The 25,902-nt window shown below is 64.0% G+C and carries 22 protein-coding genes; 6 read left to right on the top strand and 16 right to left on the bottom strand.

What is annotated here, in order from left to right; all coding sequences use genetic code 11:
- Nucleotides 1-2 precede the first annotated feature (2 nt).
- The 5 genes from ACZ5KU_RS25735 to ACZ5KU_RS25715 are packed head-to-tail and all read right to left on the bottom strand — an operon-like array spanning nt 3 to nt 8,343.
- A complete protein-coding gene (locus ACZ5KU_RS25735) occupies nt 3-1,412 on the bottom strand; it encodes an ATP-binding protein (protein WP_054057444.1) in 1,410 nt (469 codons plus the stop codon).
- Nucleotides 1,409-3,223: a DAHL domain-containing protein gene (locus ACZ5KU_RS25730; protein ID WP_464736442.1), complete on the bottom strand. Its 1,815-nt coding sequence runs from the start codon at nt 3,221-3,223 to the stop codon at nt 1,409-1,411. Before ACZ5KU_RS25730 ends, ACZ5KU_RS25735 begins: the two co-directional genes overlap by 4 nt.
- Entirely contained in the window at nt 3,220-4,179 is a 960-nt protein-coding gene (locus ACZ5KU_RS25725; protein WP_464736441.1) for a cytochrome-c peroxidase, read from the bottom strand. Before ACZ5KU_RS25725 ends, ACZ5KU_RS25730 begins: the two co-directional genes overlap by 4 nt.
- Before the next feature lie 37 nt (nt 4,180-4,216).
- Complete coding sequence (locus ACZ5KU_RS25720; protein WP_464736440.1) at nt 4,217-6,091, bottom strand: putative bifunctional diguanylate cyclase/phosphodiesterase; 1,875 nt, start codon at nt 6,089-6,091, stop codon at nt 4,217-4,219.
- On the bottom strand, nt 6,091-8,343 hold the full coding sequence (locus ACZ5KU_RS25715; protein WP_464736439.1) for a putative bifunctional diguanylate cyclase/phosphodiesterase: 2,253 nt from the start codon (nt 8,341-8,343) through the stop codon (nt 6,091-6,093). The genes ACZ5KU_RS25720 and ACZ5KU_RS25715 overlap by 1 nt, the downstream gene beginning before the upstream one ends.
- 243 nt (nt 8,344-8,586) lie before the next feature.
- Here ACZ5KU_RS25715 and nosR point away from each other — a divergent pair, with 243 nt between their 5' ends.
- The 3 genes from nosR (at nt 8,587) to ACZ5KU_RS25700 (ending at nt 11,108) form a co-directional block, all read left to right on the top strand.
- Nucleotides 8,587-9,927: a response regulator c-di-GMP phosphodiesterase, NosR family gene (gene nosR / locus ACZ5KU_RS25710; protein WP_054057449.1), complete on the top strand. Its 1,341-nt coding sequence runs from the start codon at nt 8,587-8,589 to the stop codon at nt 9,925-9,927.
- Between the two features lie 90 nt (nt 9,928-10,017).
- Entirely contained in the window at nt 10,018-10,446 is a 429-nt protein-coding gene (locus ACZ5KU_RS25705) for an NUDIX hydrolase (RefSeq protein WP_054057450.1), read from the top strand.
- A gap of 23 nt (nt 10,447-10,469) precedes the next feature.
- On the top strand, nt 10,470-11,108 hold the full coding sequence (locus ACZ5KU_RS25700; RefSeq protein WP_054057451.1) for a LysE family translocator: 639 nt from the start codon (nt 10,470-10,472) through the stop codon (nt 11,106-11,108).
- Nucleotides 11,109-11,168: 60 nt separating this feature from the next.
- Here the strand turns inward: ACZ5KU_RS25700 and metR are convergent, their stop codons facing one another.
- Nucleotides 11,169-12,086, bottom strand: a complete 918-nt coding sequence (metR, locus tag ACZ5KU_RS25695) for a transcriptional regulator MetR (RefSeq protein ID WP_054057452.1) — start codon at nt 12,084-12,086, stop codon at nt 11,169-11,171.
- Nucleotides 12,087-12,312: 226 nt separating this feature from the next.
- On the opposite strand from metR, the gene ACZ5KU_RS25690 reads away from it, so the two are divergent.
- Entirely contained in the window at nt 12,313-13,320 is a 1,008-nt protein-coding gene (locus ACZ5KU_RS25690) for an alpha/beta fold hydrolase (protein WP_054057453.1), read from the top strand.
- 135 nt (nt 13,321-13,455) lie between these two features.
- Here the strand turns inward: ACZ5KU_RS25690 and ACZ5KU_RS25685 are convergent, their stop codons facing one another.
- The 6 genes from ACZ5KU_RS25685 to ACZ5KU_RS25660 are packed head-to-tail and all read right to left on the bottom strand — an operon-like array spanning nt 13,456 to nt 20,732.
- Nucleotides 13,456-14,856, bottom strand: a complete 1,401-nt coding sequence (locus tag ACZ5KU_RS25685; RefSeq protein WP_054057454.1) for a sigma-54-dependent transcriptional regulator — start codon at nt 14,854-14,856, stop codon at nt 13,456-13,458.
- Complete coding sequence (locus tag ACZ5KU_RS25680; protein ID WP_054057455.1) at nt 14,846-16,639, bottom strand: sensor histidine kinase; 1,794 nt, start codon at nt 16,637-16,639, stop codon at nt 14,846-14,848. The genes ACZ5KU_RS25685 and ACZ5KU_RS25680 overlap by 11 nt, the downstream gene beginning before the upstream one ends.
- Entirely contained in the window at nt 16,639-17,763 is a 1,125-nt protein-coding gene (locus ACZ5KU_RS25675) for a GNAT family N-acetyltransferase (protein ID WP_464736438.1), read from the bottom strand. Before ACZ5KU_RS25675 ends, ACZ5KU_RS25680 begins: the two co-directional genes overlap by 1 nt.
- An 11-nt stretch (nt 17,764-17,774) precedes the next feature.
- Nucleotides 17,775-18,629 carry an alpha/beta hydrolase gene (locus ACZ5KU_RS25670; RefSeq protein WP_054061673.1) on the bottom strand — a complete coding sequence of 285 codons (855 nt, stop codon included), beginning with the start codon at nt 18,627-18,629 and terminating at the stop codon, nt 17,775-17,777.
- Entirely contained in the window at nt 18,626-20,020 is a 1,395-nt protein-coding gene (locus tag ACZ5KU_RS25665) for an aspartate aminotransferase family protein (protein WP_054057458.1), read from the bottom strand. Before ACZ5KU_RS25665 ends, ACZ5KU_RS25670 begins: the two co-directional genes overlap by 4 nt.
- Nucleotides 20,013-20,732, bottom strand: coding sequence for an MtnX-like HAD-IB family phosphatase (locus ACZ5KU_RS25660; protein ID WP_054057459.1), 720 nt, complete (start codon nt 20,730-20,732; stop codon nt 20,013-20,015). The genes ACZ5KU_RS25665 and ACZ5KU_RS25660 overlap by 8 nt, the downstream gene beginning before the upstream one ends.
- Nucleotides 20,733-20,959: 227 nt before the next feature.
- On the opposite strand from ACZ5KU_RS25660, the gene ACZ5KU_RS25655 reads away from it, so the two are divergent.
- A complete protein-coding gene (locus ACZ5KU_RS25655) occupies nt 20,960-21,733 on the top strand; it encodes a MipA/OmpV family protein (RefSeq protein WP_054061671.1) in 774 nt (257 codons plus the stop codon).
- A 114-nt stretch (nt 21,734-21,847) separates the two neighbouring features.
- Entirely contained in the window at nt 21,848-22,708 is an 861-nt protein-coding gene (locus tag ACZ5KU_RS25650) for a fatty acid desaturase family protein (RefSeq protein WP_054061670.1), read from the top strand.
- Nucleotides 22,709-22,736: 28 nt separating this feature from the next.
- On the opposite strand, the gene ACZ5KU_RS25645 is transcribed toward ACZ5KU_RS25650, so the two are convergent.
- From ACZ5KU_RS25645 to aauR, 4 genes are all read right to left on the bottom strand, one after another.
- Nucleotides 22,737-23,138: a DMT family transporter gene (locus tag ACZ5KU_RS25645; RefSeq protein ID WP_054057462.1), complete on the bottom strand. Its 402-nt coding sequence runs from the start codon at nt 23,136-23,138 to the stop codon at nt 22,737-22,739.
- A 19-nt stretch (nt 23,139-23,157) separates the two neighbouring features.
- Nucleotides 23,158-23,532, bottom strand: a complete 375-nt coding sequence (locus ACZ5KU_RS25640) for a DMT family transporter (protein ID WP_054061669.1) — start codon at nt 23,530-23,532, stop codon at nt 23,158-23,160.
- Nucleotides 23,529-24,449, bottom strand: coding sequence for an arginase family protein (locus tag ACZ5KU_RS25635; protein WP_273820152.1), 921 nt, complete (start codon nt 24,447-24,449; stop codon nt 23,529-23,531). The genes ACZ5KU_RS25640 and ACZ5KU_RS25635 overlap by 4 nt, the downstream gene beginning before the upstream one ends.
- A 151-nt stretch (nt 24,450-24,600) precedes the next feature.
- Nucleotides 24,601-25,878: a two-component response regulator AauR gene (aauR, locus tag ACZ5KU_RS25630; RefSeq protein WP_241494274.1), complete on the bottom strand. Its 1,278-nt coding sequence runs from the start codon at nt 25,876-25,878 to the stop codon at nt 24,601-24,603.
- Nucleotides 25,879-25,902: the final 24 nt, after the last annotated feature.

Raw genomic sequence — 25,902 nt, 5'->3', positions numbered from 1 at the left:
GATCAGGAGGCGGTTTTGTTCTGGCGGATCGGCAGCTCGATCCTGAAGGTCGTGCCCACGCCCAGCTCGCTGCTGACCGTGATCTGCCCGGCATGCTTCTGCACGATGCCGTAGGACAGCGACAGCCCCAGCCCCGTGCCCTTACCGATCGGCTTGGTGGTGAAGAACGGATCGAAGATCTTCTGCAGGGTCTGCGGGGCCATGCCCGAGCCGTTGTCGGCCACTTCCAGCCAGACCTTCTCCCCCGCGCTGCCGCCGCGCAGGCTGATGGTGCCGCGCTCGGGGCCCATGGCCTGGGCGGCATTGACCACCAGATTCATGATCACCTGGTTGATCTGCGAGGGCAGGCATTCGATTTCCGGCAGGTCGGCGTAGTCCCTGACCACATCGGCCTTGTACTTGAGTTCGTTGGCGACGATGTTCAGGGTCGAGTCGATTCCCTGCTGCAGGTTGCTCCACTGCCATTCCTGGCTCGAGTCGACCCGGGAGAAGTTCTTCAGGTCCTTGACGATCTGCCCGACCCGGGCGATGCCGTCCTTGGATTCCCTGATCAGCAGCGGAATGTCCTCCTTGAGGAAGTCCAGTTCGATCTTCTCGCGCAAGGCCTGCAGGCGGCCGAGCAGTTCGGGTGAGGCGATGCCTTCCTCGGCGCTGTGGTAGGCGTCGAGCATTTCCCACAACTGGGTGAAGTAGCCGTCGAGGGTGCCCAGGTTGGAGCCGATGAACCCGATGGGGTTGTTGATCTCATGGGCCACACCGGCCGCCAGCTGGCCCAGGGAGGCGAGCTTTTCCGACTGCACCAGTTGACCCTCGAGTTGCTTGCGCTCGTCGATCTCGTGCTGCAAGGCCAGGCTCGCCTGGGTGAGTGCCTGGGTGCGCTGTTCGACCAGTTCCTCAAGGTGATGCATCTGCAGGCTGGCCTGGCGGGTCATGTCCCATTTGTTGGTCAGGGTATTGGCCAGTTGCTGGACCTCGATATTGTCGAAGGGCTTCTTCAGGATCAGCAACCGGTCATGGCCGTGCAGGCGATCCAGCAGGTCCTCCCAGGAATAGTCGGTATAGGCGGTGCAGACCACGATCTGCAGTTGCGGATCGGCCTGCCACAGGTGCTCGATGGTTTCGACACCGTCCCAGCCCTGGGGCATGCGCATGTCGACGAAGGCCAGGGCATAGGGGCGTTCTTCGGCCAGGGAGCGTTCGACCAGCGCCAGGCCTTCCTGTCCACCATAGGCGGAGTCGAGTTCGAACGGCTGGCTGCCGACGGCCTTGGCCTCATGGCCGAACAGTTGGGCCTCGATCAGGTCCAGGTCCGGGCTCTCGTCCTGCTCCGGCATCAGGATCTTGCGAAAGTCATCATGGATCGATGGCGTGTCGTCCACCAGCAGGATGCGGCGGTTCGGCTGTGTTGTCATGGGACCCCCACGGCGGTTTTCAAGGGCAGTTCGAGAGTGAAGACGGCACCCTTGCCGGGGCCGTCGCTATGGGCGCTCAGGTGTCCGTTCATTTCCATCGCCGCCAGGGCGCAACTGTGCAGGCCGAAGCCGTGGCCATCCTTGCGGGTGGTGAAGCCATGGGCGAATATCCGCGTCATGTTTTCCGGCAGGATGCCTTCGCCGTCGTCCTTGACACTGATGCGCAGGGTCGTGTCGTCGACCACCCGCACCTGCAGGGTGATCTGCCGGGCACGGTCGGACAGGTTGGACATCGCCTGCTTGGCGTTGCTGATGAGGTTGATCAGGATCAGCAGCATGCGGTGCTTGTCGCCCATGATCCGCGGGACATCGCCGTAGTCGCGGATCACGACGACGTTGTGTCGGGTCAGGGCGCCGGAATTCATGCGCAGGGCGTCCTCGAGCAGGTCGCCGACGTGCAGCGCCTCCTCCAGGCTGGAAACCCCGGCATAGGATTGCTGGGTCGAGACGATTTCCTTGATGTGGTCGACGCTCTTGCTCAGTTGGCCCAGCTCCTCGGTCATGCCCTGCTGCTCGACGGCGATGGCCTCGACGAGCTGGTTCAGGTAGCCCGGCAACAGCTTGCCCTTGGCATCATGGGTGAGGAACTCAGCGAGGTCATCGGGGTGCTCGTTCATCAGCCCGACCGCCTTGGCCAGGCCCTGTGCCTTGCTGTTGCGCAATTTGCGGGCGACCAGGTCGGCGGAGATGTTCACGCTGTTGAGCACGTTGCCGACGTTGTGCAGCACGTTGGTGGCGATCTCGGCCATGCCGGCGTGGCGGGCGGTCTCCACCAGCTCGCTCTGGGCGTCGCGCAGTTCGCGGGTGCGCTCCTCGACCCGCTGCTCCAGATGCTCGTTGGCGGTCTGCAGGGCCCGGTTGATCTGGTTGATCTGCGCATAGCTGCGGGCCAGGCGACTGGCCAGGTACAACAGCAGCACGGCCATCAGCGCCGAGAAAATCAGCAGGTACAGGTGATACTGCTGGTCGATCCGTTCGGCGCTCTGCTGGTCCTGGTTCAACTGGTCGGTGATGGCGTCGAGGCTTTCGGAAACCGGTACGGCGGCAATCTCGTCCAGCAGGGTATTGACGTTGGGTTGTTCGCGCAGGATCAGTTGCACGTGGTTGAGCAGGATATCGATCGGCGCCTTGAAGGCCGGCGGCAGGCGCTGCTGATCGACCGTCAGTTGGTTGACCCCCAGCAGGATTTCGTTAGCCCTGTCGTCGGTGGTGATCTGGGAGAATTCGAGGGTACTGAGCAACAGGTCGTAGATATCGTTGGAGGTCGATTGCAGCATCAGTTTGTCGACATCCTCCAGCGTGCTCAACTGGCGCTGGATGTCGTCTTCGGCGGTGGGCAGGAAGGCCAGCGAGTTGCGCAGCACCGCGTTGCGCGACTTGAACTGTTCGACCAGCCGTTCTTTCTCCCTGAGTGCCTGGTTCAGCGTCGCACGACGGTCCTTCCAGGCCCCGGAGGTATCGGTCGGCTGACTCACCTGCAGCGCCTGGAAGGCCTGCCAGTGCGTGTGCATGCCGACCTGGGGTCTGATCAGCGGATCGTAGTTGCGGGCCACGGCGATCCTGGCCTTGAGGATCTCCGTATCCCACTGGGCGTCCAGTTGCTTGATCTGGCCGATCAGGTCGCGGCCTTCGGCGTACTCCTGGGTCAGGTCGCTGCGCGACATGACGTAGAGAAACACCAGCACCGCCGCCAGCACCGAGGTCAACAGCGGCAGGAGGATCCGGTTCAGCAGGCGCCTGGTCGGGTTCATTGCGGCTTGCCTCCCTGTTCACCGGTCAGTGTCTTGAGAAACAGCACGATCAGGCGTTTGTCCTCGGCCGAGGGGATGCGTCCCAACTGATAGGTGAACATCACGTCGACCGCCTCCTCAAGGGTCTTGGCCGAGCTGTCATGGAAGTAGGGGGCAGTGAGGGCCACGTTGCGCAGGCTGGGCACCTTGAAGACATGCCGGTCGTCCTGGTCCCCGGTGACCAGGAAGCGCCCGTCGTCGGCTGCGGTCGGGTTGCCACGGGCCTTGAAGTAGTCGCCCATCACGCCGAACTTCTGGAACATGTTGCCACCGATGTTCACGCCCTGGTGGCAGGCGATGCAGCCATAGTCCTTGAAGCGCTGGTAGCCGTACTTCTCGTCGAGGCTGAGGATGTCGGTGTTGCCCTTGAGGTACTGGTCGAAGCGCGAGTTGGGCGTCAGCAGGGTGCGTTCGTAGGTGGCCAGGGCGTTGCGCACGTTGGCCTCGGTCACGCCATCGCGGTAGGCTGCGGCGAAGGCCGCTTTGTAGGCCGGGTCCTTGACCAGCGTATCGATGATGTTCGGCCAGTTGTTGCCCATCTCGATGGGACTCAGCAGGACCTGGCCGACCTGGTCCTCCAGGCTGTCGGCCCGACCATTCCAGAACTGCTTGAAGTTCAGTGCCGCGTTGAACACGGTGGGGGTATTGACCGCGACGGTCTCGCCATGGAAACCGATGGACAGCGGTTTGTCGTCGACTCCGCCCTTGTCCAGTTGGTGGCAGGTGGCGCAGGACAGGCTGTCGTTGATCGACAGGCGTTTTTCGTTGAACAGCTGGCGGCCCAGTTCGACCTGGCGCGGGTCCTGCTGGGGGATGTCCGGCAGGGGCTTGAGCGGTTCGTCCAGTGGCAACGCCAGGACGGGTTGCCCCCAGGCGCCGGTGAGCAGTAGCAGCACGAGCAATCGGCGAAATGACATTGCAGGTTTCCCTGGCTGTAGACGGTCGTGGGGGCGTTCAGTCCTGTCCTGGCGCTTTTTCCCGCCAGTCCAGTAGCAGGCTAGCGAACGCGTTGGCTTCGACGGCTTTGCTGAAGTAGTAGCCCTGCACCTCTTCACAGGCATGGGCCTTGAGAAAGTCCAGTTGCTCGCGGGTCTCGACGCCTTCGGCAATGGTGTTCAGGTTCAGGCTCTTGCCCAGGCTGATGATCGCGCTGACCAGCGCCGCATCATTCCGGTCGCCGGCGAGATTGCGCACGAACGACTGGTCGATCTTCAGCACATCGACGGGAAAGCGCCGCAGGTAGCTGAGGCTGGAATAACCGGTGCCGAAGTCGTCGATCGCCAGGCGAATGCCCAGGGCCTTGAGCGCGTGCAGCACCTCGAGCGTGGCGTCGATGTTCTGCATCAGGATGCTTTCGGTGATTTCCAGTTCCAGGCAGCGCGGGTCCAACCCGGTTTCCTCCAGCACCTGGCGGATTCCGTCGAGGTAGTCCCGTTGGCGGAAGTCGATGGGCGAGACATTCACCGACATGACCAGCCGGCCCAGACCCTGCTCCTGCCAGGCCTTGGCCTGGCGGCAGGCCTGCCCGACCACCCAGCGGCTCAGTGGAACGATCAGTCCGCTGTCCTCGGCCACGGGAATGAAATCGCCGGGGAAGATCCAGCCGCGCTCCGGGTGCAGCCAGCGAATCAGCGCTTCCGCACCGACCACCTGGCCGCGCCTGAGGTCCAGCTTGGGCTGGTAGTGCAGGACGAACTCATCGCGCTCCAGGGCCAGGCGAATGCCCGACTCGATGGACTGCTGCCGACGCGCACGCAGGTTCATGTCCTCGATGAAGAAGCCGAAGTTGCCCGGCCCTTCCTCCTTGGTGTTGCGCATGGCCGTTTCGGCCTTCTTGACCAGGCCCAGCGCCTCTTCGCCATCGCCCGGGTACAGGCTGATGCCCATGCTCGCGGTGACCCGCAGGGCATGCCCGGCCACTTCCAGTGGGGTGTTCACGGCATTGAGGATCTTTTGCGCGATGCCGTTGGTCTGGTGCGGGTGGGCGATATCGGGCAGTACCAGGACGAATTCGTCGGAGCCATAGCGAAACACCGAGTCCGACTGACGCAAGGCGCCGATCAGGCAGCGAGCCACATGCTTGAGCATTTCGTCGCCGACGGGGTGGCCCAGGGCATTGTTGATGCGCTTGAAGCGATCCAGGCCGATGAACATGACCGCGGTCTGTTCGTCGTGCCGCTTGGCCAGGGCAATCGCCTGGCTGAGCCGGTCGACCAGCAGGGTGCTGTTGGGCAGTTCGGTGAGCACGTCGAACTGCAGCAGGCGCGAGACATGCAGCAGTTCCTGGACGCGCTCCTCGACGGTCCGCTCCAGTTCGCTCATGCGCGTGGCCATGTCCCGGGCCAGTTGCCATTTCCAGGTCAGGGCGCTGGCCATCTGGCGGATTTCCAGGCTGTCGAAGGGTTTCTTCAGGATCAGCAACTGGTCGCCGAAGGCCAGGCGGTCGGCCATCGATTCCCAGGAGTAGTCCGAGTAGGCGGTGCACAGGGCGACCTGCAGGTGGGGGTCGACTTTCCACAGCTGTTCGATGGTTTCCAGACCGTCCCAGCCCGGCGGCATGCGCATATCGATGAAGGCCATGGCGTAGGGCCGGTTGGCGGCCTGGGCCAGCCGGACCAGTTCCAGGGCCTCCTGGCCCTGGTAGGCCGAGTCCAGCTCGAAGACCTGGCGTTGCGGTTGGTCGACGCCGAACAGCAGGGTTTCGGTCGACTCCAGGCTCAAGTCTTCCTCTTCTTCCGGGCCGAGGATCTTGCGGTAGTCCTGATGAATCGAAGCGGTGTCGTCGATGATCAGAATGCGCCGGTTGGCGGCGCCGGTCAGCGCGGTCATCACGAACTCTCCAGGTTGGGCAGTGCCTGCGGAGCGATGCTGCCCCGCTGCAGCAGCCGGGCGGCCTCCTGAGTGTCGACAGGCTTGCTGAAGTAGTAGCCCTGGGCGGCCATCGGCGAGCCGGTGGAGATCAGCGAGCTGCGCTGTTCCAGGGTCTCCACGCCTTCGGCAATGATGCCCACGCCGATTTCACGGGCGAAATTGATGATGGCCTTGAGGGTGGTGGCGCTGTCGGCATCCTGGGTGGCATGGTTGATGAACGACTGTGCCAGCTTCAGGTGATTGACCCGGTAGGTCTTGAGGTAGTCGAAGGAGGAGTAGTCGGTACCGAAATCGTCGATGGCGATCTTCACCCCGAGTTCGCGCAGGCGCGGCAATACGTCGTTCTGCGTCCACTTGGTCTGGGCCAGGGTCGCCTCGGTGACATCGAACTCCAGGTCCGATGGCGACAGCCCCCAGCGGGCGGTGGTCTCGACAACATCGTTCAACAGTTCGCCACCGCTCTTGAGCTGGGCCAGCGACAGGTTGATCGCGATCACCGGCGGTGCCACGCCCTCGTCGCGCCACTGGCGCATCTGCTGGCAGGCGTGGTCCAGCACCCAGTGGCCGAGGGCGACGATGGTGCCGGTCTTTTCCGCAGCCGGTATGAACACGTCGGCCCCGAGCAGGCCGCGCTGGGGATGGTTCCAGCGCACCAGCGCCTCCATGCCGAGGATTTTGCCGGTGGTGAGGTCGACTTCCGGCAGGTAGTGCAGTTCCAGCTGATCCTGATTGATGGCTTCCCTCAGGTCGTTGGCGATGGAGACCCGTTCGCTGACCTCCTGGTTGATCTCCTCGGAGTGGAAGTGGTACTGGTTGCGGCCCTTTTCCTTGGAACGGTACAGCGCCATGTCGGCCTGCACCAGCAGGGTGTCGGCGCTTTCGCTGTCGGCGGCGTAGGTGCTGATGCCGATGCTCACGGAAATCCGCACCTCGTTGCCATCGAGGCTGTAGGGTTCGACCAGGGCATTGCGGATTCTCGCCGCCAGGGCGCCGGAAATGGACGGATCGTTCATTTCCGTCTGCAGGATCGCGAACTCGTCGCCCCCCAGTCGGGCGACCACATCGCCTTCGCGGGTGCAACGCCTGATACGCTGGGACACTTCCTGCAGCAGCAGGTCACCGACCGGATGGCCCAGGGTGTCGTTGATCCGCTTGAAGTGGTCGAGGTCGAGGTAGAACACCGCGAACGGCGAGGCGCCGCGCTGGGCGGCGGCAAAGCTCTGGTGCAGCCGCTCGATCATGGTCGAGCGGTTGGCCAGCCCGGTGAGCCCGTCGGTACGGGCGAGCTGGGCGATCTTTTCCTCGGCGGCCTTGCGCTCGGTGATGTCGATGATGATGCCTTCGACCTCCAGCAATCGGCCTTCGGCATCGCGTACCGGTACGTAGCGGTTCTCCACCCAGCGCCACTGGTCGTCGCCGGTATGCAGGCGAAACTCGATGGAGGCGCCCTGGGCATCCCTGTCCAGCACCCGGGCCATGGCGGCGTCGACCTTGGGCTGGTCCTCCTCGTGGATCAGTTCCCGGGTCCAGTCGCTGGAGGCCACCAGGTCCTTGGCCACGTGGCCGAACTTGGTGATGTTGTGGGAGATGTACATCAGCGGGAACGAAGGTTCGCCGCGCAGGCGATAGAGGATGGTCGGGCTGTTCTGCACGATGATGTTGGCGTCGGACAGCTCGCGGGTGCGTTCCTCGACGGCCTGTTCGAGCTGGTCCATCTTCAGCTCGGCGTCCTCGGTCATCTGCCATTTGACGGTCAGGGCACTGGCCATCTGGCGGATCTCGATCGCATCGAAGGGTTTTTTCAGGATCAGCAGGCGATCACCCATCTCGACGCGGGCGTTCATGTCCTCCAGCGAGTAGTCGGAGAAGGCGGTGCACAGCGCGACCTGCAGCTTGGGATCGACCTGCCAGAGCCGTTCGATGGTCTCCAGGCCATCCCAGCCCGGCGGCATGCGCATGTCGATGAAGGCCATGGCGTACGGCCGGCCCTGCTCCAGCGCCTGCTCGACCCTGGCCAGGCCTTCGCGGCCCTGGAAGGCCGAGTCCAGCTCGAAGACGTGCTCCAGGCGGCTGACGCTATCGCCGAACAGCGCCTGCTCGGCCGCTTGCAGGTCGTCTACACCCCCTCCAGGACAGAGGATCTTGCGGAAGTCCTCGTGAATGGACACGGTGTCGTCGATGATCAGGATACGACGGTTGATCGTGCTCATCGCGACGTCCCTGCCAGCCGGTTGAAATGCACTGAACGCATACAAAGAGGTCCTTTTCCCAGGCTACACAGCGAATGCGCGCTCGACTGCTTGCAGCATAGATGGAGTTTTGCACCAGTGCTGGCAAAGTTATGTCGCTCACCGTTCATGTGGCGCAAAAGCATCTACCCTTAGGGCGAACACAGGGATCGCCAGCCATTCGGGGTCCCGCAATTTGCAGCCCACGACGACATGAGGTGCGCCATGGATGAATCCGCCGTCAGACCCCGTATCCTGCTGGTCGATGACGAGGAGTCGATTCTCAACAGCCTGCGGCGCCTGCTGCGCAGTCAACCCTATGAACTGGTGCTGGCCGACAGCGGGGCGCGGGCGCTGGAGATCCTGGCCGAGCAGCCCGTCGACCTGGTCATCAGCGATGCGCGCATGCCGAACATGGATGGTGCGACCCTGCTGGCACGCATCCATGATTTGTATCCGTCGACCCTGCGGATCCTGCTGACCGGCTATGCCGACCTGGACATGATCACCAAGGCGATCAACGAAGGGCGGATCTACCGCTATCTCAGCAAACCCTGGAATGACGAGGAACTGACGCTGACGGTACGCCAGGCCCTGGCCTTCCAGCACTCCGAGCGCGAGCGCCAGCGCCTGCAGGCGCTGGCACGGGAGCAGAACAAGCAGTTGCAACAGCTCAACGCCACCCTGGAAAAACGCGTGCTGGCGCGTACCAGCGAAGTCCAGCAGACCGCCGACATGCTCGACCTGGCCTATGAAGAGCTCAAGCGCAGCTACGCGGTGACCGCCGAGGTGTTTTCGCGGATGGTCGAGTGGCGCCTGCCCAAGGACAAGCAGACCAACCGGGCGGTGATCGACCTGGTGCGGGCCTGGTGCAAGGCCACCGGCCAGGACGAGACCGACAGCCGCAACCTGGCCATGGCCGCGGCCCTGCACAATATCGGCAAGATGGGTTGGACGGACGGCATGATGGGCGCACCGGCCGACCAGTTGCACCATACCGAGCGTGAGCGTTATCGCGGTTATCCCAAGCAGAGCGAATCGCTGCTGATGACGCTGGAGCCGATGCAGGACGCGGCCCGGCTGATCCTGCACCATCAGGAACGCTGGGATGGCACCGGTTTTCCCGATCATCTCAAGGGCGAGGCGATTCCCCTGGGCTCCCGGGTGCTGAAGCTGGCGGTCGATTTCGTCGAGCTGCAGCACGGGCTGATTCTCGAGCGGCGGCTGAACAGCGACGAAGCCCTGCTGTTCATCCGCAAGTATGCCGGGCGACTCTACGATCCCGGGCTGGTGGAGGAATTCGTCCGGGTCTGTGCCGAGCACCTGAGCGATGTCACCACCGGCGATCCGACGGTCAAGGTGCTGGGCACACGCGAGTTGGAGGCGGGCATGGTCCTGGCCCGCAACCTCAATGCCGACAACGGCATGCTGTTGCTCAATGCCGGCAAGGTCCTGAGTGCGCCACTGGTGGAGAAACTGATCGGTTTCGAGGCCATGGAGGGCGCCAAGTACAGCGTGTTCGTCAAGGTGCCCGAGGAGGTCTCGCCACTGGAGCAGGCCACCTGAACCCGGCCTGGCAAGCCTGCTTTCGGTGGGCTTGCCAGTTTCCCGCACGGGTGTGATCCTGCCGGCTTTTGCCAGGATCGCGTTGACGCCATGACTGTTTCTGCTGCCTCCAAGACTATCCGTATCGCCGCGGCCCTGCTGATCGGCCCCGATGGCCGTACCCTGCTGGTGCGCAAGCGTGGCACCCAGGCCTTCATGCAGCCGGGTGGCAAGATCGAACCCCATGAGCAGCCGGCGCACGCCCTGGCCCGCGAACTCGAGGAGGAACTGGGGTTGCGGGTCGATCCCGCTGACGCCCGCTACCTCGGCCGGTTTTCCGCTCCCGCGGCCAACGAGCCGGGCTTCGAGGTGCAGGCCGAGCTGTTCCAGTTGCACGTCGCCGAAACCGTGGAACCTGCGGCCGAGATCGAGGAAGTGGTGTGGATCGATCCGGCGGGCGACGGCAACCTGTGCCTGGCGCCATTGACACGGGACCTGATCCTGCCGTTCTATCGGGCTTCGCTGGAACCCACCGCCTGATCGACACCGCACAGGGACTGCCCATGATTGCGCTTCAAGACCTGCTGATCTTCGCTGCCGCTTCGCTGTTGATGGTCCTGACCCCGGGACCGAACATGATCTACCTGATCTCCCGCTCGATCTGCCAGGGGCCCAAGGCCGGGGTGGTGTCGCTGTTGGGCGTGGTGGGCGGCTTCTTCGTTCACCTGTTTGCCGCGGCACTGGGTTTGACCGCAGTGTTCATGGCCGTGCCGCTGGCCTATGAGGTGCTCAAGTGGGCCGGTGCGCTGTACCTGCTGTGGCTGGCCTGGCAGGCGCTCAGGCCCGGCGCGCGCTCGCCGTTCGAGCCGCGCCAGTTGCCGCCGGACTCCCCGTTGCGGTTGATGACCATGGGGTTTCTCACCAGTGCCCTGAACCCGAAGATCGCGGTGTTCTACCTCTCGGTGTTTCCGCAGTTCATCAGCCCGGAGCACGGCTCGGTGTTCGCCCAGAGCCTGATTCTCGGCACCACCCAGATCAGCGTGAGCTTCACGGTCAACCTGCTGATCGCGCTGTTTGCCGGCGGCCTGGCCAGCTGGTTCAAGCACAACCCGCGCTGGCTGGCGCTGCAACGTTATGTCATGGGCTTCGTGCTGGGCGGCCTGGCCGTGCGGCTGATGTTCGAGCAGCGCCGTTCGGCCTGAGCCGGGAAAGCCCGTGGTGGAAAGCGACGGGGTGAGCGCAAGGCTCGCCCCGTTGTCGTTTCAGCGTACCGCGCTGACGCCGTCGAGGGTCGAGAACGAGGTGTCCTTGGCTGTCAGCAGGAAGTCGCGCATGTAGGGCACCTCCAGCATGTCCGTACGAATCGCCGCGTAGAGTGTGGCGAACAGGCCCTTTTCGCCCAGGCGCTTGGCCCTCACGTAGCCGCGCGAGCTGTACTCGTGCAGCGCCCAGTGGGGCATGCCGCAGACGCCTCGGCCACTGGCCACCAACTGCATCATCATCACCGACAGTTCCGAGGTGCGCACCTGCGCCGGCTCGACGTCGGCCGGTTCCAGGAAGCGGGTGAATATGTCCAGCCGATCGCGTTCCACCGGGTAGGTGATCAGGGTTTCCCGGGCCAGGTCCTCGGGGACGATATAGGGCCTGCTCGCCAGGGGGTGCTGGTTGGCGACCGCGAGCATCGCCTCGTAGGTGAACAGCGGCACGTAGGTCAGGCCTGGCAGGTCCAGCGGGTCTGAGGTGACCACCAGGTCCAGGTCGCCGCGGGCCAGGGCGGGCAGCGGGGCGAAGGCGAAGCCGGAGGCCAGGTCCAGCTCGACTTCCGGCCAGGCGTCGCGGAACTGGTCGATGGTCGGCATCAGCCACTGGAAGCAACTGTGGCACTCGATCGCCATGTGCAGGCGCCCCGCGGTGCCGCCGGCCAGCCGGGAAATGTCCCGCTCCGCCGCGCGCAGCAGCGGCAGGGTGGCATCCGCCAGTTGCAGCAGGCGCAGGCCGGCGCTGGTGAAGCGTACCGGCTTGGTCTTGCGCACGAACAACGCCATGCCCAGGCGTTCCTCCAGTTCCTTGAACTGATGGGACAGGGCCGACTGCGTCAGGTGCAGGCGTTCGGCGGCCTCCACCAGGCTGTCGGCCTCACGCAGGGCATGCAGGGTTTTCAAGTGACGGATTTCCAGCACCTGGGGCTCCATGAGAAAACTTTGGTAAGAAGTGCAATGTGAGTGAGTTTGTCTCATGTTGAGCCGGCTGTCGACCGGCGCGCCGAGCAGAAATGCCTTCACCTGCCTGATGGGACGAAGCCGCTGGAGCAATCTTCATCAAACTGTCACCGAACTGTGGCAGCGCGCTTGCACAAATATCATCAGACTCGCGCTCCACTGGGGTTCTGCGTTTCGGTATTTTTTCATGCGTGTACGTTTTCTTTCAGCGGCAGTCCTGCTGGCCGCCTTGCTGTTCGGCTTGCCGGCGTTTGCCGCGGGTCGCTGCGATGTCAATGTTCCCACCGAGCATGTCGACCTGGATCAGGTCAGCCTGGCCTACCAGAGCATCGGTCGTGCCTCGGATCCGGCGCTGCTGCTGATCATGGGCCTGGGTGGCCAGTTGATCCACTGGCCGGACGAGGTGGTGGTTGCCCTGTGCCAGCAGGGCTTCCGGGTGATCCGTTATGACAACCGCGACGTCGGCCTGTCGATCTGGCGCCAGGCGCCGGCGAGCGCCAACCTGACGTTCGAGGTGTTGCGCTACAAGCTCGGCCTGCCGGTGGCGGCGCCCTACAGCCTGAGCGACATGGCCGGCGATGCGCTGGGATTGATGGATGCGCTGCAGGTCGAGCGGTTCCACGTGCTGGGCGCCAGCATGGGCGGGATGATCGCCCAACGGCTGGCGGCCATGGCGCCGCAGCGGGTCGAGAGCCTGACGCTGGTGATGACCAGCTCCGGTGCCGAGGGTTTGCCGGCGCCGAGTGCGGCGCTGGTGCAGTTGCTGTCGCGGCGCAGTGCGCCGAACCGTCAGGTGGCGATCGAGCAGCAGGCCGACCTGCTGGCGGCGCTGGGCAGCCCCGAGGTGAAGGATGATCGGCACAAGCTGCTGCAACAGGCGGCGACGGCCTATGACCGGGCGTTCAATCCGGAAGGGGTAAAGCGCCAGATCATGGCGATCCTGGCCGAACCGAGCCGGGTGCCGCTGCTCAATCAGCTGCGGGTGCCGACCCTGGTGGTGCATGGCACGGCCGATCCGTTGTTGCCGGTGATGCATGGGGTGCACCTGGCGGCGCATATCCAGGGTAGCCAGCTGGTGCTGATTCCGGGGTTGGCCCATCGGTTCCAGGAGGCGTTCAAGGCGCCGTTGCTGGCGGCGGTGTTGCCGTACCTGCGGGCGCAGCAGCAGGATGTCGGCCATGTGGCGCAGCTCTGAGGCGAGCAGGACTGCCCCCCGCTGTAGGAGCGTGACTTGCCCGCAAAGTTTCTATGGCCCTTGAGGTCGCTAAAAGCTTCGCGGGCCAGCCACGCTCCTACAGTTGATGGGGCGCTTCTGAAAACTCCCTGGTGCTCAGCGAATGATTTTTTCCACCTGGATCGCCAGTTTCTTCAGGCGGTACCAGAAGCTGCGCTCGGAAATCCCGATCATCTGCGCGGCGGCGGCCTGGACACCGTTGGCCTCGTGCAGTGCCGCCAGGATGTAGCCCTTTTCCACTTCCGCCAGGGCCGCGTCGAGGTCCTTGGGGATCGCCGGGCCGGCGTGCAGCGCCACGGTCGGGTTGCCCGGCTCCGATGGCTGCGGGGTGAACAGGTAGGCCGGCAGGTCGCTTTCCTCGATCACCGGGCTGGTGGCGACGATGGTCGCCCGTTCCACGCAGTTCTGCAGTTCGCGTATGTTGCCCGGCCAACTGTAGTTGGCCATCGCCTGCAGGGCCTGCGGGCTGAAGCCGGTGATGCGCTTGCCGGCACTGGCGCCCAGGGCGTGGGCGAAATGCCGGGCCAGCGGGGCGATATCCTCGACCCGCTCGCGCAGGGCGGGCAGGGGAATCGGGAAGACGTTCAGGCGGTAGTACAGGTCTTCGCGAAACTCCTTGTTCGCCACCGCTTCGAGCAGGTTCTTGTTGGTCGCGGCAATCACCCGCACATCGACCTTGCGTTCGCGCGGATCGCCCACCGGCTCGATCACCCGCTCCTGCAGCGCGCGCAGGATCTTCGCCTGCAATGCCAGCGGCATGTCGCCGACCTCGTCGAGGAACAGCGTGCCTTTGTCCGCCTGCATGAAGCGCCCGACCCGGTCCGAGACGGCACCGGTGAAGGCACCCTTGCGGTGGCCGAACATTTCGCTTTCCAGCAGGCCCTCGGGAATCGCCGCGCAGTTGACCGCGACGAAGGGTTTGTCGGCGCGGCTGCCGTGCTGGTGGATCGCCCGCGCGACCATCTCCTTGCCGGTGCCGCTTTCGCCGGTCAGCAGGATGGTGGCGCTGCTCTCGCGTACCGAATCGATGGCTTGCAGTACCCGGCGAAACGTCGGGCTGTCGCCCACCAGGCTGTCGATCTGCCGGTGTTCGTCGAGTTCGGCGCGCATCCGCGCGTTGTCGCGCAGGATGTCGCGGAACTGCAGGGCCTTGCTGACGGTGATGTCCAGCTCGTCGATGTCGAACGGCTTGGCGATGTAGTCGAAGGCACCGTTGCGCATGGACTGCACGGCGTTCTTCACCGTGCTGTAGGCGGTCATCACGATCACCGGCAACTGCGGGAAGCGCGACTTGATCTCGGCCAGCAGTTGCGGGCCGTCCATGCCGGGCATGCGCCAGTCGCTGATGACCAGGTCGATCTCTTCCTGGTCCAGCACCACCAGGGCCTGCAGGCCGTTGCCGGCGGTGAACACCTGGATATCGTTCTGGCTCAGGGCCGAGCTGAGCAGGTCGCAGAGCTTGGGTTCGTCATCGACCACCAGGACCTTATGCGTCATCGTCGTGTTCCTCGTCATCTCCGGCGTCCAGGTCTTCGCCATGGGCCGGAATGTACAGCTTGAAGCACGCGCCTGCATCTTTCTCGCTGGTGCATTCGATCCGCCCGTCGTGGTTTTCCATGATCGAGAAGACCTTGGCCAGGCCCAGGCCGGTACCCGAGGCCTTGGTGGTGACGAACGGGGTGAAGATCCGCTCGATCATGTCCGGTTCGATGCCCTGGCCGGTGTCGCTGACGCTGATGATGGTGTAGTCCTGGTCCTTGCCGATGCCCAGGGTCAGGCGCCCGCCGTTGGGCATGGCGTCGATGGCATTGAGGATCAGGTTCAGGCAGGCCTGTTTCAACTGGCCGGCATCGGCGTACAGGGTGACGCCGGGGGCCTGGTCGTCGATCCGCGCGTCGATGTTGTGGGTCGCCAGTTCCGGGGCGCAGAAACCGAGAATCTCCTCGGCCAGGGCCCGGGCCGGCTGAATGGCGCGGATCGGTGCGCTGGGCTTGGCGAAGTCGAGGAACTCGGTGATCAGGTCATTGATCCGCGACACTTCGCTGATCACGTATTCCAGGTGGCGCTTGTCGTTGTCCGGCAGGCTGGCCCGGCGGTGCAACAGTTGGGTGGCGGTCTTGATGATGCCCAGCGGGTTGCGGATTTCGTGGGCCAGGCCCATGGCGACTTCGCCCAGGGCGTGCAGGCGGTCGCGGCGGCGCAACTGGGCTTCCAGGTGATGCAGTTCGCCCAGGCGCTCGGTCATGTGGTTGAAGGTGTGGCTGAGCTCGGCCAGCTCGTCGCTGCCGATCACCGGAATGCGCTTGTTGTAGTTGCCGGAAATGACCGCCCCGACGCCCTCGGCCAGGCCACGCAGTGGCAGGGTCAGGCGTTGCGAGACCAGCCAGCCGACACTCAGGGACAGCGCCGAGCCGACCAGGAAGATCAGGATGAACAGGTTGCTCTGGTTGACCAGCCCGACCAGGCTGGTGTGGCGCAGCAGGCCACTGAAGATCACCCCCTGCAGGTCGCCGGTATCGTTGAAGATCGGCCAGTACAGGCCGCTGTAGCGGCTGGTGAACAGCTCGCTGGGCAGGCGGGTCTCGCGCAGGTTCTTCTCGATTTTCGCCGGTACTTGCAGCGGGTGGTCCTCGAAGCGCTGGGTCGAGAAGATTTCGGCGAAACCCTTGGCGTTCGCCAGGTACAGACGCAGGTCGAGGGAGTGCACGTCGGCCACGCTGTTGAGGAAGCTGCTGTCCAGGTAGGTGGCGATCAGCAACTGATAATCGACCCCTTCCTGGGTGCTCTGGAACGTTGAGACCACCACCCCGGTCGGTACCTCGGCGACCTTGATGGTCTGCAGCACGGCATTGGGCGCGGTGTTGATCTGTTCGACGATGTCTTGCGAAGCGGTGCTGAACACCACCTTGTGATCCTGGGTGCGGATCAGTGCGACGACGTCGATGCCCATCGCGTCGGCGATATCGGCGGTCAGCTTGTCATGCTTGGCCGCCTGGCGTGAGGTCGGCGGGCGGGTGTAGAGCAGGAACAACTGCGCGACCCGCGCGTTGTCGCGCTGGATCTCGCTGATCTCGTCCTTGACGATCTTGGTCGATTCCTGCAGCCAGATGCGCACGTTGCTGTCGAAGATCTGCGACAGGGTGGTCGCCGCCAGCTCGGCGGCGATCATGGTCGGCACGACGCTGACCAGCCAGAACGCCAGCAACAGTTTGCGCTGCACGCTCCAGCGCGAGATCGAGAAGGGGCGGCGTTTACGGCGGCGTTCTGGATTGGAGTTCATCAGGTTTCGTTTATCGCTGCAGCCATGGCGGGGTCGAATCGATCCGGTCGGACAACCCATTTGACCAGTTTCAGGACATTGTTGACCAGCCGGTTTCGATGGTGAAAGAACAGGTTGTTGCCCTGGAAGGTGCAGCCCAGGCGAATCTTGCTCGCATAGCCGGCCTGACCGCATTCGTACAGGGCGATACCCTGCTCGATACAGTGCTCGACATTGGCCAGCCAACTGCGGAAATAGAGGTTGTGTTGACGGGTTTCGTTCAGGTCGTGGCCGAAAAATTTATCGATCAGCCGTTCCTTGTCCAGCAGGATCAGGTTGAACGCCACCAGCCGCTCGTCGATCCAGTACAGGACGCAGGCGGCGCGTTCTTCCAGCTGTTCGAGCACACCGGTGAAGTAGTCCGCCGGCAGGCGTTCGAACTGGGTTTCGCTGCGAGACAGGGTCGACTCGTACAGGCGCATGACCTGTGGCAGCACATCGTCGATGTTGCGTCGCCACTCGATCCGCGGACCGGGAGCGCGCAGCTTGCGCCGCAGGTCCTTGCGGGTGGACTTGCCCAGGGCGCCCAGGTAGGCGTCGATCGAGCCGAAGGCCACCGGCAGTGTCGAGCCGGGCAGGCTCGGCAACTGCTGGAAACCGGCCATTTTGCAGGCGCTGTTCCAGTCGTTGTCGGCACTGGGCGCGTCCTTGACCGCCGTGAGGCTGATGTTCAGGCGGGCGGCGTCTTCCCGAGCGAGCAACAGCAGGCGCTCCAGCAGGGCCTGGCGGCGTTGCGCCGGCACCTGGCTGGCGATGCCGGCATGGCACTGTTCCGCCACCGGCGAGCCAATGGCGTAGAGCCCCAGTTCCAGAAGCCCCGGTAGCGCCCGGTTGACCCAGCCAGTGATGCGCTTGGCCACGCCTTGCACCGTGGTGTCGAGCTTGTAGCGGGTAGTGAAGGCGGGGGCGACGGCCAGCAGGCAGCCGTCTTCGAACAGCGCCAGGTAGCGCCATTCGAAGTCGTCGATGCCGGCCTTTTCCACCGCCAGGTAATACTCCCAATTCTCCAGCGCACCCGGGAAACAGTCGTTCCAGGCTGCGCGTTCAATGGCCTCGATGCTGGAGAAGGCTTGGGCGTCAATCACGTGGTCTGTCCTTAGGCCCGTTGCCGATAGTCTTCGCGTACGCTCAGGCGCTCGATGAAACCGGCACTCAACTCGATCACCTCGCGGTACTGCAGGTCGACGGTGATCATGTGATAGCAGTTGTCGAGCATGACCTTGGTCACCGGGCCACCCAGGTGCTTCTCGACATAGTTGGCGTTCCACGGGCTGGTGATATCGTCCTCGACGGAGTGAATCACCAGCGCCGGGGTCCGGATCGACGGCATGCGGCGCATCACCACGGCGTTCATCCGGTGCAGTTCGCGCACCGTGATGCCCTCCATGGTCAGCAGCCCGGCATCGCTGCTCTGGCCGGCCTTCATCTGGCGCTCGACGATCGCCCGCAGGCGCTCGTTCTTGATGCCGTACGGCGGCTTCTCCTCGAACCGACAGATATGCACGCCGAACGGGATCTTCATCAGCAGCGGCGTCAGGAACGCCAGCTTGTTGATGCTCCAGCCGTCGTAGCGCAGGGTGGTCGAATACATCAACAGCCCTGTGACCTGGCCGGGGAACTCGGAGGCCAGGTACATGGACATGACCGCGCCCATGGACAGGCCGCCGACGAACACCTGTTCGTGGCGCTGCCTGATGCCGACGAAGGTCTTGCGCACGCCCTCGTACCAGTCCTGCCAGCCGGTGGCCTGCAGGTCGGCATTGCCGCCGCAATGACCGGGCAGGGTCGGTACGTACACCGTGCACGTACCGTCCTTGACCAGGCCCTGGGCAACCTTGCGCAGTTCCGTCGGGGTGCCGGTCAGGCCGTGGATCAGCAGGACCCCGACCGGACCGTCGCCGAGGACGAAGCCGGCATCGCCTTCGCCCAGATCGATCGCTGCGCTGTTCACCGCTTCATGGCCCGGTTCAGCAACTGCTCGAGCAGTTTCAGGCCCAGATCGATTTCTTCGTAGGTGATTTCCAGCGAAGGCGCCAGGGTGATCACGTTCTTGTAGTAACCGCCCACGTCCAGCACCAGGCCCAGCTTGCGGCCGTCGACGATCATGTCGCCCTTCATGCCTTCCTCGACCATGAAGTCCAGGGTCGCCTTGTCCGGGGTGAAACCGTCCGGGCCGCAGATTTCGCAGCGCAGGGCCAGGCCCAGGCCATCGACGTCGCCGATGATCGGGAAGCGTTTCTGCAGGTCCTGCAGGCCTTCGAGGAAGTACTTGCCCTTGGCCATGACCATCGCACCGTAGTCGATTTCGCTGGTCATCTTGAACATTTCCAGGCCTACCGCCGTACCCAGCGGGTTGGAGGCGAAGGTGGAGTGGGTCGATCCTGGCGGGAACACGGTCGGGTTGATCAGTTCCTCACGGGCCCAGATGCCGCCCAGCGGGTTCAGGCCGTTGGTCAGCGCCTTGCCGAAGACGATCACGTCCGGCTGCACGTCGAAGTGCTCGATCGACCACAGCTTGCCGGTCCGGTAGAAGCCCATCTGGATTTCGTCGACCACCAGAAGGATGCCGTGCTGGTCGAGGACCTGCTTGAGTTCGCGATAGAAGTTCATCGGCGGGATCACGTAGCCACCGGTGCCCTGGATCGGCTCGGCGTAGAACGCGGCGTATTCGCTGGCGCCGACCTTGGGGTCCCACACGCCGTTGTATTCGGTTTCGAACAGGCGGGCGAACTGTTTCACGCACTCGCTGCCGTATTCTTCCTTGGTCATGCCTTTCGGGCCGCGGAAGTGATACGGGAACGGGATGAACTGCGCGCGCTCGCCGAAGTGGCCGTAGCGGCGACGGTAGCGGTAGCTCGAAGTGATCGACGAAGCGCCCAGGGTACGGCCGTGGTAGCCGCCCTCGAAGGCGAACATCAGGCTCTTGCCGTTGCTGGCGTTACGCACGACTTTCAGGGAGTCTTCGACCGACTGCGAACCGCCGACGTTGAAGTGTACGCGACCGTCGAGGCCGAATTTCTTCTTGGCGTCGACCGCGATCATTTCCGACAGCTCGATCTTGCCCTTGTGCAGGTACTGGCTGGCGATCTGCGGCAGGGTATCGATCTGCTGCTTCAGGGCGTTGTTCAGGCGTGGGTTGGCATAGCCGAAGTTCACGGCCGAGTACCACATCTGCAGGTCGAGGTAGGCCTGGTCTTCGGTGTCCCAGACGTAGGAACCTTCACAACGGCTGAAAATGCGCGGTGGCTCGATGTAGTGGACGGTATCGCCGTAGGAGCAGTACTTGGCTTCTTTATCCAGAAGCACGCGGTCTTCGGCGCTAGCGATGCGAATCTCAGACATGGTGGAAGAGTTCCTGAGTTTGGGAAGGGTTTTCGGCGCCGTCGAGCGCGAAAGTGGTGGCGTTGGCGGCTTCGCTGCTGGGCAGCAGGGCCAGCAATGCCGGAAGTTCGCCGAACGATTCGAAACGCGCATGCGCGATGCCGTTGCGTTCGCAGTGATCGGCCAGGCGGCCCTTGGCGAATACGAAGTCGGCGGTGCCGGCCACGCACATGTCCGATTGACCGTCACCGATCACCAGCACACGCTTGCCCTTGGGCGTGGATTTGCACTTGCAGTTGCCGGAGGCCGCACGGCAGGCGTCGCTCGCATGTGGGAAGTCGATGCGCCAGCTGTTCTGGTCGACCTGGCGCAGGCGGTTGGCCAGGATCGGCAGCAGGGTCACGTAGTTGCGCGACAGAATCCGCGCGATGCCTTGCTCGATGCCGTCGCTGACCACTTCGATGGTCGCGCCCAGGCTCATCACGTGGTCGACGAAGTCGGGGAAGTCCGGGTCGATATCGATGGTGTCGAAGTAGGCCAGCAATTCGGCCGGCGTTGCCTTGACCAGGGCCAGTTGGCGGCTGAGGCATTCACGCGAACCGATGTGACCGTCCAGCCATTCCTGCTCGATCGCTTCCCAGCTCGGGTCGGCGAAACGTTCCAGGATGTTGTCGATCGCGTCGGTGCGGGAAATGGTCCCGTCGAAATCACACACGATATGCCAGTGCATCATCTGCAGTTACCTGTTGAATAAGAGCGCACCTTGCGCATGTCAGGGCTAGAGCACGGAGCGTGCCAAAGCGCTGAAGGCCCTGTATTCACGGGGTTTGCCGGATGTTTGTATGAAATTGGCTACAAGGAGCTACAATTTTTGTAGCTTGCTACAAACAAGATCAGTGCTTGCCTAAGGCAGGCGCTCTGGTGATTGATGCGCGCATGTTCAAAACAAGGAAACGTCTCATGGCCAGGTTTACCCCCACATTGCTGCTTGCCGGTCTGCTGGCCCTGGGCGGCTGGAGTGCTGCTGCGCTGGCCGAGGAAGGGCTCGGCGGGCAGATCGGTCTCGGTATCGGCTATCAGCCCCATGACCCTTCGGGCAGCAGTTACGACACTGTGCCGTTGCCCTATCTGGACCTGGATTGGGGGGACGTCAGCCTCAGTGGCGACGATGGCCTGACCTGGGATGCCTTCAAGGGCAGCGGCTTCACGGCCGGGCCGTTCATCAACTACCTGCCGGGGCGCAACGCCGACGGCGACCTGCGCGGCTTGCGCAATGTCCCGGACATGGCCCAGGTCGGCGGTTACGTGCAGTATGCGCCGGCCGACTTCTGGCGGGTATTCGTGCAGGTCGGCAGTGCGGTCGGTGGTGGCAATGCCCAGGGTGGCCTGCTCGGCAAGGTCGGCGGCGAACTCGGCTATCCGCTGGGCCTGGGCATCATCGGCAGCAGCAACCTGAGCGCCCATTTCGCCGATGCCCGGCAGACCCGGACCTTTTTCGGCGTGACCGCCGAAGAGGCCCAGGCTTCGGGGATCGAGCAGTACAAGCCGGGTGGCGGGCTGCAGAACTTCACCCTGACCCAGAACTTCGCGGTTCCGCTGGGTGGCAGCTGGTCGCTGATGACCAGCGCGAGCTGGATTCGCCTGGTGGGCAACGCGGCTGACAGCAGCATCGTGAGGGAACGTGGCAACAGCAACCAGGGCCAGGTGCAGACCGCGATCAGCTACAAGTTCTGACAGGAAGGGGGCGATCGGCTGGCTGAGGGCCCCGGCGGGTTTTGCCCGGGCGGGCAAAACTGGTCTGCCGTTTGCAATGGACCTCCCGGTAATCACTGTCCGGGAAACTTTCAGATGGCTCGTCCTGCTTATCGCCTGTTGGCCTATTCGCTCTGGGACCTGGTGCCCATTGTCATGGCGCTGGCCCATTTCGCCTTCGTACTCTGGCTGGTACTGGGTTTTCACGACCACTCCTGGTGGCTGATCATCCCGACGGCACTGCTCTATGCGGTCAGCCTGTCGTGGAGCATCAACAGCATCTCCCACAACCAGATCCACAATCCCTATTTCACCCCGCACTGGATGAACCGCGGCTTCGACCTGCTGCTGTCGCTGACCATCGGTTTTTCCCAGACGATGTATCGCGATATCCACAACCGCCACCATCGCGGCAACTCCGACCTGCCGCGGGAGGACGGGACCACCATCGACCCGCTGTCGATCTACCTGCATGGCAAGGACGGCCAGCCGGACAACGTCTGGGCCTACACCTTCCTGAGTTTCTTCCGCGATGATCCGAAGGCCTACTACGAGGAAATGCAGCGCAAGCATCCGGCGGATGCGCGCTGGGTCAAGGTCGAGATCTGTGCGACGGTGGCGTTCTACCTGGCTCTGGCGGCCTATGACTGGCACGCGGTGCTGGTGCTGCTGCCGTTCTGGTACCTGGGGCAGTCGCTGTCCTCGCTCAACGGCTACTACGAGCACCTGGGTGGCAACCCGGACCTGCCGATCGCCTGGGGCGTGAGTTCCTACAGCCGGCTCTACAACCTGATCTGGATGAACAACGGTTATCACGCCGAGCACCACTACCGGCCGAAGATGCACTGGACCAAGGTCAAGGCGTTTCATGCGCAGATCAGGCAGCAGCAGCGCGAGGCGGGGGTGAAGGTGATTCCACTGGCCCATGGCCTGGGCTTTCTGCTCAGGCACCGCTGAAGGGTGGAGCCGCGGGCCTGGAGTTGTCTCAGTTCTCCTCGCCCTCGGCAAGCAGGGCGATCCCGCCGATGATCACCAGCACGCCGATCCAGTGCAGCGGGCTGATCTGTTCGCCCAGCCCCAGCCACGAGCCGAGCAGCACGGCGATGAACACCAGCGAGCTCAAGGGGAAGGCCAGGGACAGGCTGCTGCGCCGCAGGATCAGCATCCACACGAAGAACGCGCCGATGTAGCAGGCGATCGCTACCCAGACGCCCGGGTTGACCAGCACCGCAGTGAGCCACTGCAGGTTGAAATCCACCTGGCCCAACTGGTCGCCGCCGACCTTGGTGGCGATCTGGCCGGCGCTTTCGAAGAGGATCAGCAGGGCCCAGAGGACGATGGTGCCCAGGCGGCCGTGAAGCCAGTCGATGTGTTTGACATTACTCATAATCAGGTTCCTTCAACTCTCAACTGCCAGCGATGGCAACCAGCATGACGCCCAGGGTAATCACCAGGGTGCCCATCCAGCGACGGCGGCTGACGGTTTCCCCCAGCACCACCTTGCCGGCCAGCACCACCCCGCAGTAGCCCAGCGCGGCGGCCGGGAACAGCAGGCTCAATGGCGCCCGGGACAGGGCCTCGAGCCAGACCAGGAATTCCACGGCATACGCGCCGATCCCGCACCACAGCAGCGGTGCGTTGAATACCTGGCCCCAGAAGGCGTTCAGGCGAAAGCCGCCTTCCAGCTCCGGCAGGCGGTCCAGGCCGATCTTGAAGCAGAGTTGGCCGACCACGTCGAGGACAATGGAGAAGGCCACCAGTAGAACAACGGTCAGGGTCACGGAAACAGCTCCTCGAACAGCGAGATCAATGCCTGGTTGGTGGTCGCGTTGCGTTGCAGGTCGGCCGCGCTCCAGCGTTCGGCCGGCGGCTGGTCGGACCTGGCTTCCCAGCGCTTGAAGGCGTTGCTGAAGGCCGGCTGGGCGAACTCGCCGCAGATATCGATGCCCAGCACGCGTTTGCGCGCCGCCAGGGCGCGGAGGGCGTCGAGCAGGTGGGTCAGGCGCATGCCGCCCTGGTCCCAGTTGGTGGCGGCATCCTCGCTGGCCAGCACGTCCTTGTCGATGGTGATCCAGATCGCTTCGGTGGGCAGGCTCTGGATCAGTTGTTCGAGGAAGTCCGGCCAGTGCTCGTCGGCCAGGTTGCGCCAGTGCAGCTGGTTCTCCTGCTGCTGGTGGCCGGCACCGTCGCCGATCCGCCCCCAGACCTTGGACGGTGCGTGCTGCCAGGGGAACAGTTGCAGGACGCCGCGGCGCAGGGCGCCGAGGTTGCCACCGCGCAGTTGCGGGGTATCGAGGTCCTCGCTGCAGGGGCCGAGGGTGACGATGCGCTGGATGTTCGGCAGCTTGAGTGCGCGGTTGACCCACGAGCCGCAGTGCCGGCGCGGGGCCAGGTGGACCCAGTCGGGGTGGTTGTCGAAGTGGATCAGGCTGACCGGTTCCGGCAGGTTGTCGAGGAAGGCCGGGGTCAGGTGATGGTAGTCGCCGGAGCCGACGAAGATGATCTGTGGCTTGCCTGTCGCTGGCGCGACGAGCTGGCGCAGGCGTTCGGTGAAGCGCCGGTACTGGCGTTCGGTGGTCCACAGACGCAGTTTCGGGCCGAGGTCGAGCAGGTCCAGGCGCCGGGCGCGACCGCTGTCGAGCAGGTTGCGGATCGGCGCCTGGACCGTGAGGCTGTGGTCGAGATCTAAGATGTTCAAAACGTCGTTTTTCCCGTGGCAGCGCCCGTGCATCGGATGCCCTGCCCAGGCTGGAGGGCAGGTGTTTCGGGCTTTGGCGGGGAAATGCAAAGGGCGGGCCAGACAGCTGTGCCGCCGTCATGGGAGCGCCGCCTTGATCAGCAGGCGGCTGTCAGTGACTCAAACCGTACTTCTTCACCTTGTCGAACAGGGTGGTCTTGGCCATGCCCAGTTCCTGGCTGGCCTGGGTCAGGTTGCCGCCACTGCGTTGCAGGGCTTCGTTGAGCAGGTTGCGCTCGAAGGCTTCCACCGCTTCGGCGAAACCCAGGCCGCCAGCGCTCTGTGCGCCGGGCTTCTTGAAGGCCGGCAGGCCGAGGGCGAAGCGCTCGGCGACGTTGCGCAGCTCGCGTACGTTGCCCGGCCAGTCGTGGCTCATCAGGCTCGACAGGGTCTGGTTGTCCAGCTCCGGCGCGGCACGATCGAAACGCAGCGACGACTGCTGCAGGAAGTGTTCGAACAGTTGCAGGATGTCCTCGCGCCGCTCGCGCAGTGGCGGCAGTTCCAGGGTCACCACGTTCAGGCGGTAGTAGAGGTCGCTGCGGAACTCGCCGGCCTTGCCCAGTTCGTCGAGGTCGGATTTGGTCGCGGCGATCACCCGGCAGTCCACCGCGACGCTCTGGTTCGAGCCCAGGCGCTCCAGGGTGCGTTCCTGCAGGACCCGCAGCAGCTTGATCTGCAGCGGGATCGGCATGCTTTCCACTTCATCGAGAAACAGCGTGCCGCCGTGGGCGTGCTCGATCTTGCCGATCCGCCGCTTGCCGGCGCCGGTGAAGGCGTTGGCCTCGTGACCGAAGATCTCGCTCTCGAAGAGGTTTTCCGGCAGGCCACCGCAGTTGAGGGCGACGAACTGTTGCGACTGGCGCCGGCTGAAGTCATGCAGGCAGCGGGCGACCAGTTCCTTGCCGGTACCGGTTTCGCCTTCGATCAGCACGTTGGCCGACGTGTCGGCGACGTTGGCGATCAGCTCCCGCAGGTTCTGCATCGCCGGCGAGCGGCCGATGATCCGCCCTTCCAGGCTGTCGCGCTCGGCCAGTTGCCGGCGCAGCGACCAGACTTCCCGCGACAGGCCACGTTGTTCCAGGGCGCGGCGGGCGACCTCGACCAGGCGTTCGGGCGAGAAGGGTTTTTCCATGAAGTCGTAGGCACCGTTGCGCATCGCCCCGACCGCCATGGAGATATCGCCGTGGCCGGTGATCAGCACCACCGGCAGGCTGCGGTCGCGGGCCTTGAGGCGGGTCAGCAGTTCCAGGCCGTCGATGCCCGGCAAGCGGATATCGCTGATGACGATACCGGGAAAGTTGTCGCCGACCCGTTCCAGGGCCGCTTCGGCGCTGGAGACACCTTCGCAGGGAATGTCTTCGAGGGACAGCGCCTGCTGGCAGCCGAGCAGTACATGGGGATCGTCTTCGACGAT

Source organism: Pseudomonas sp. Tof1 (genome assembly GCF_055390395.1).
The sequence above is the reverse complement of the archived record's forward strand: the minus strand, read 5'-3'. Positions and strand labels throughout refer to the sequence as shown.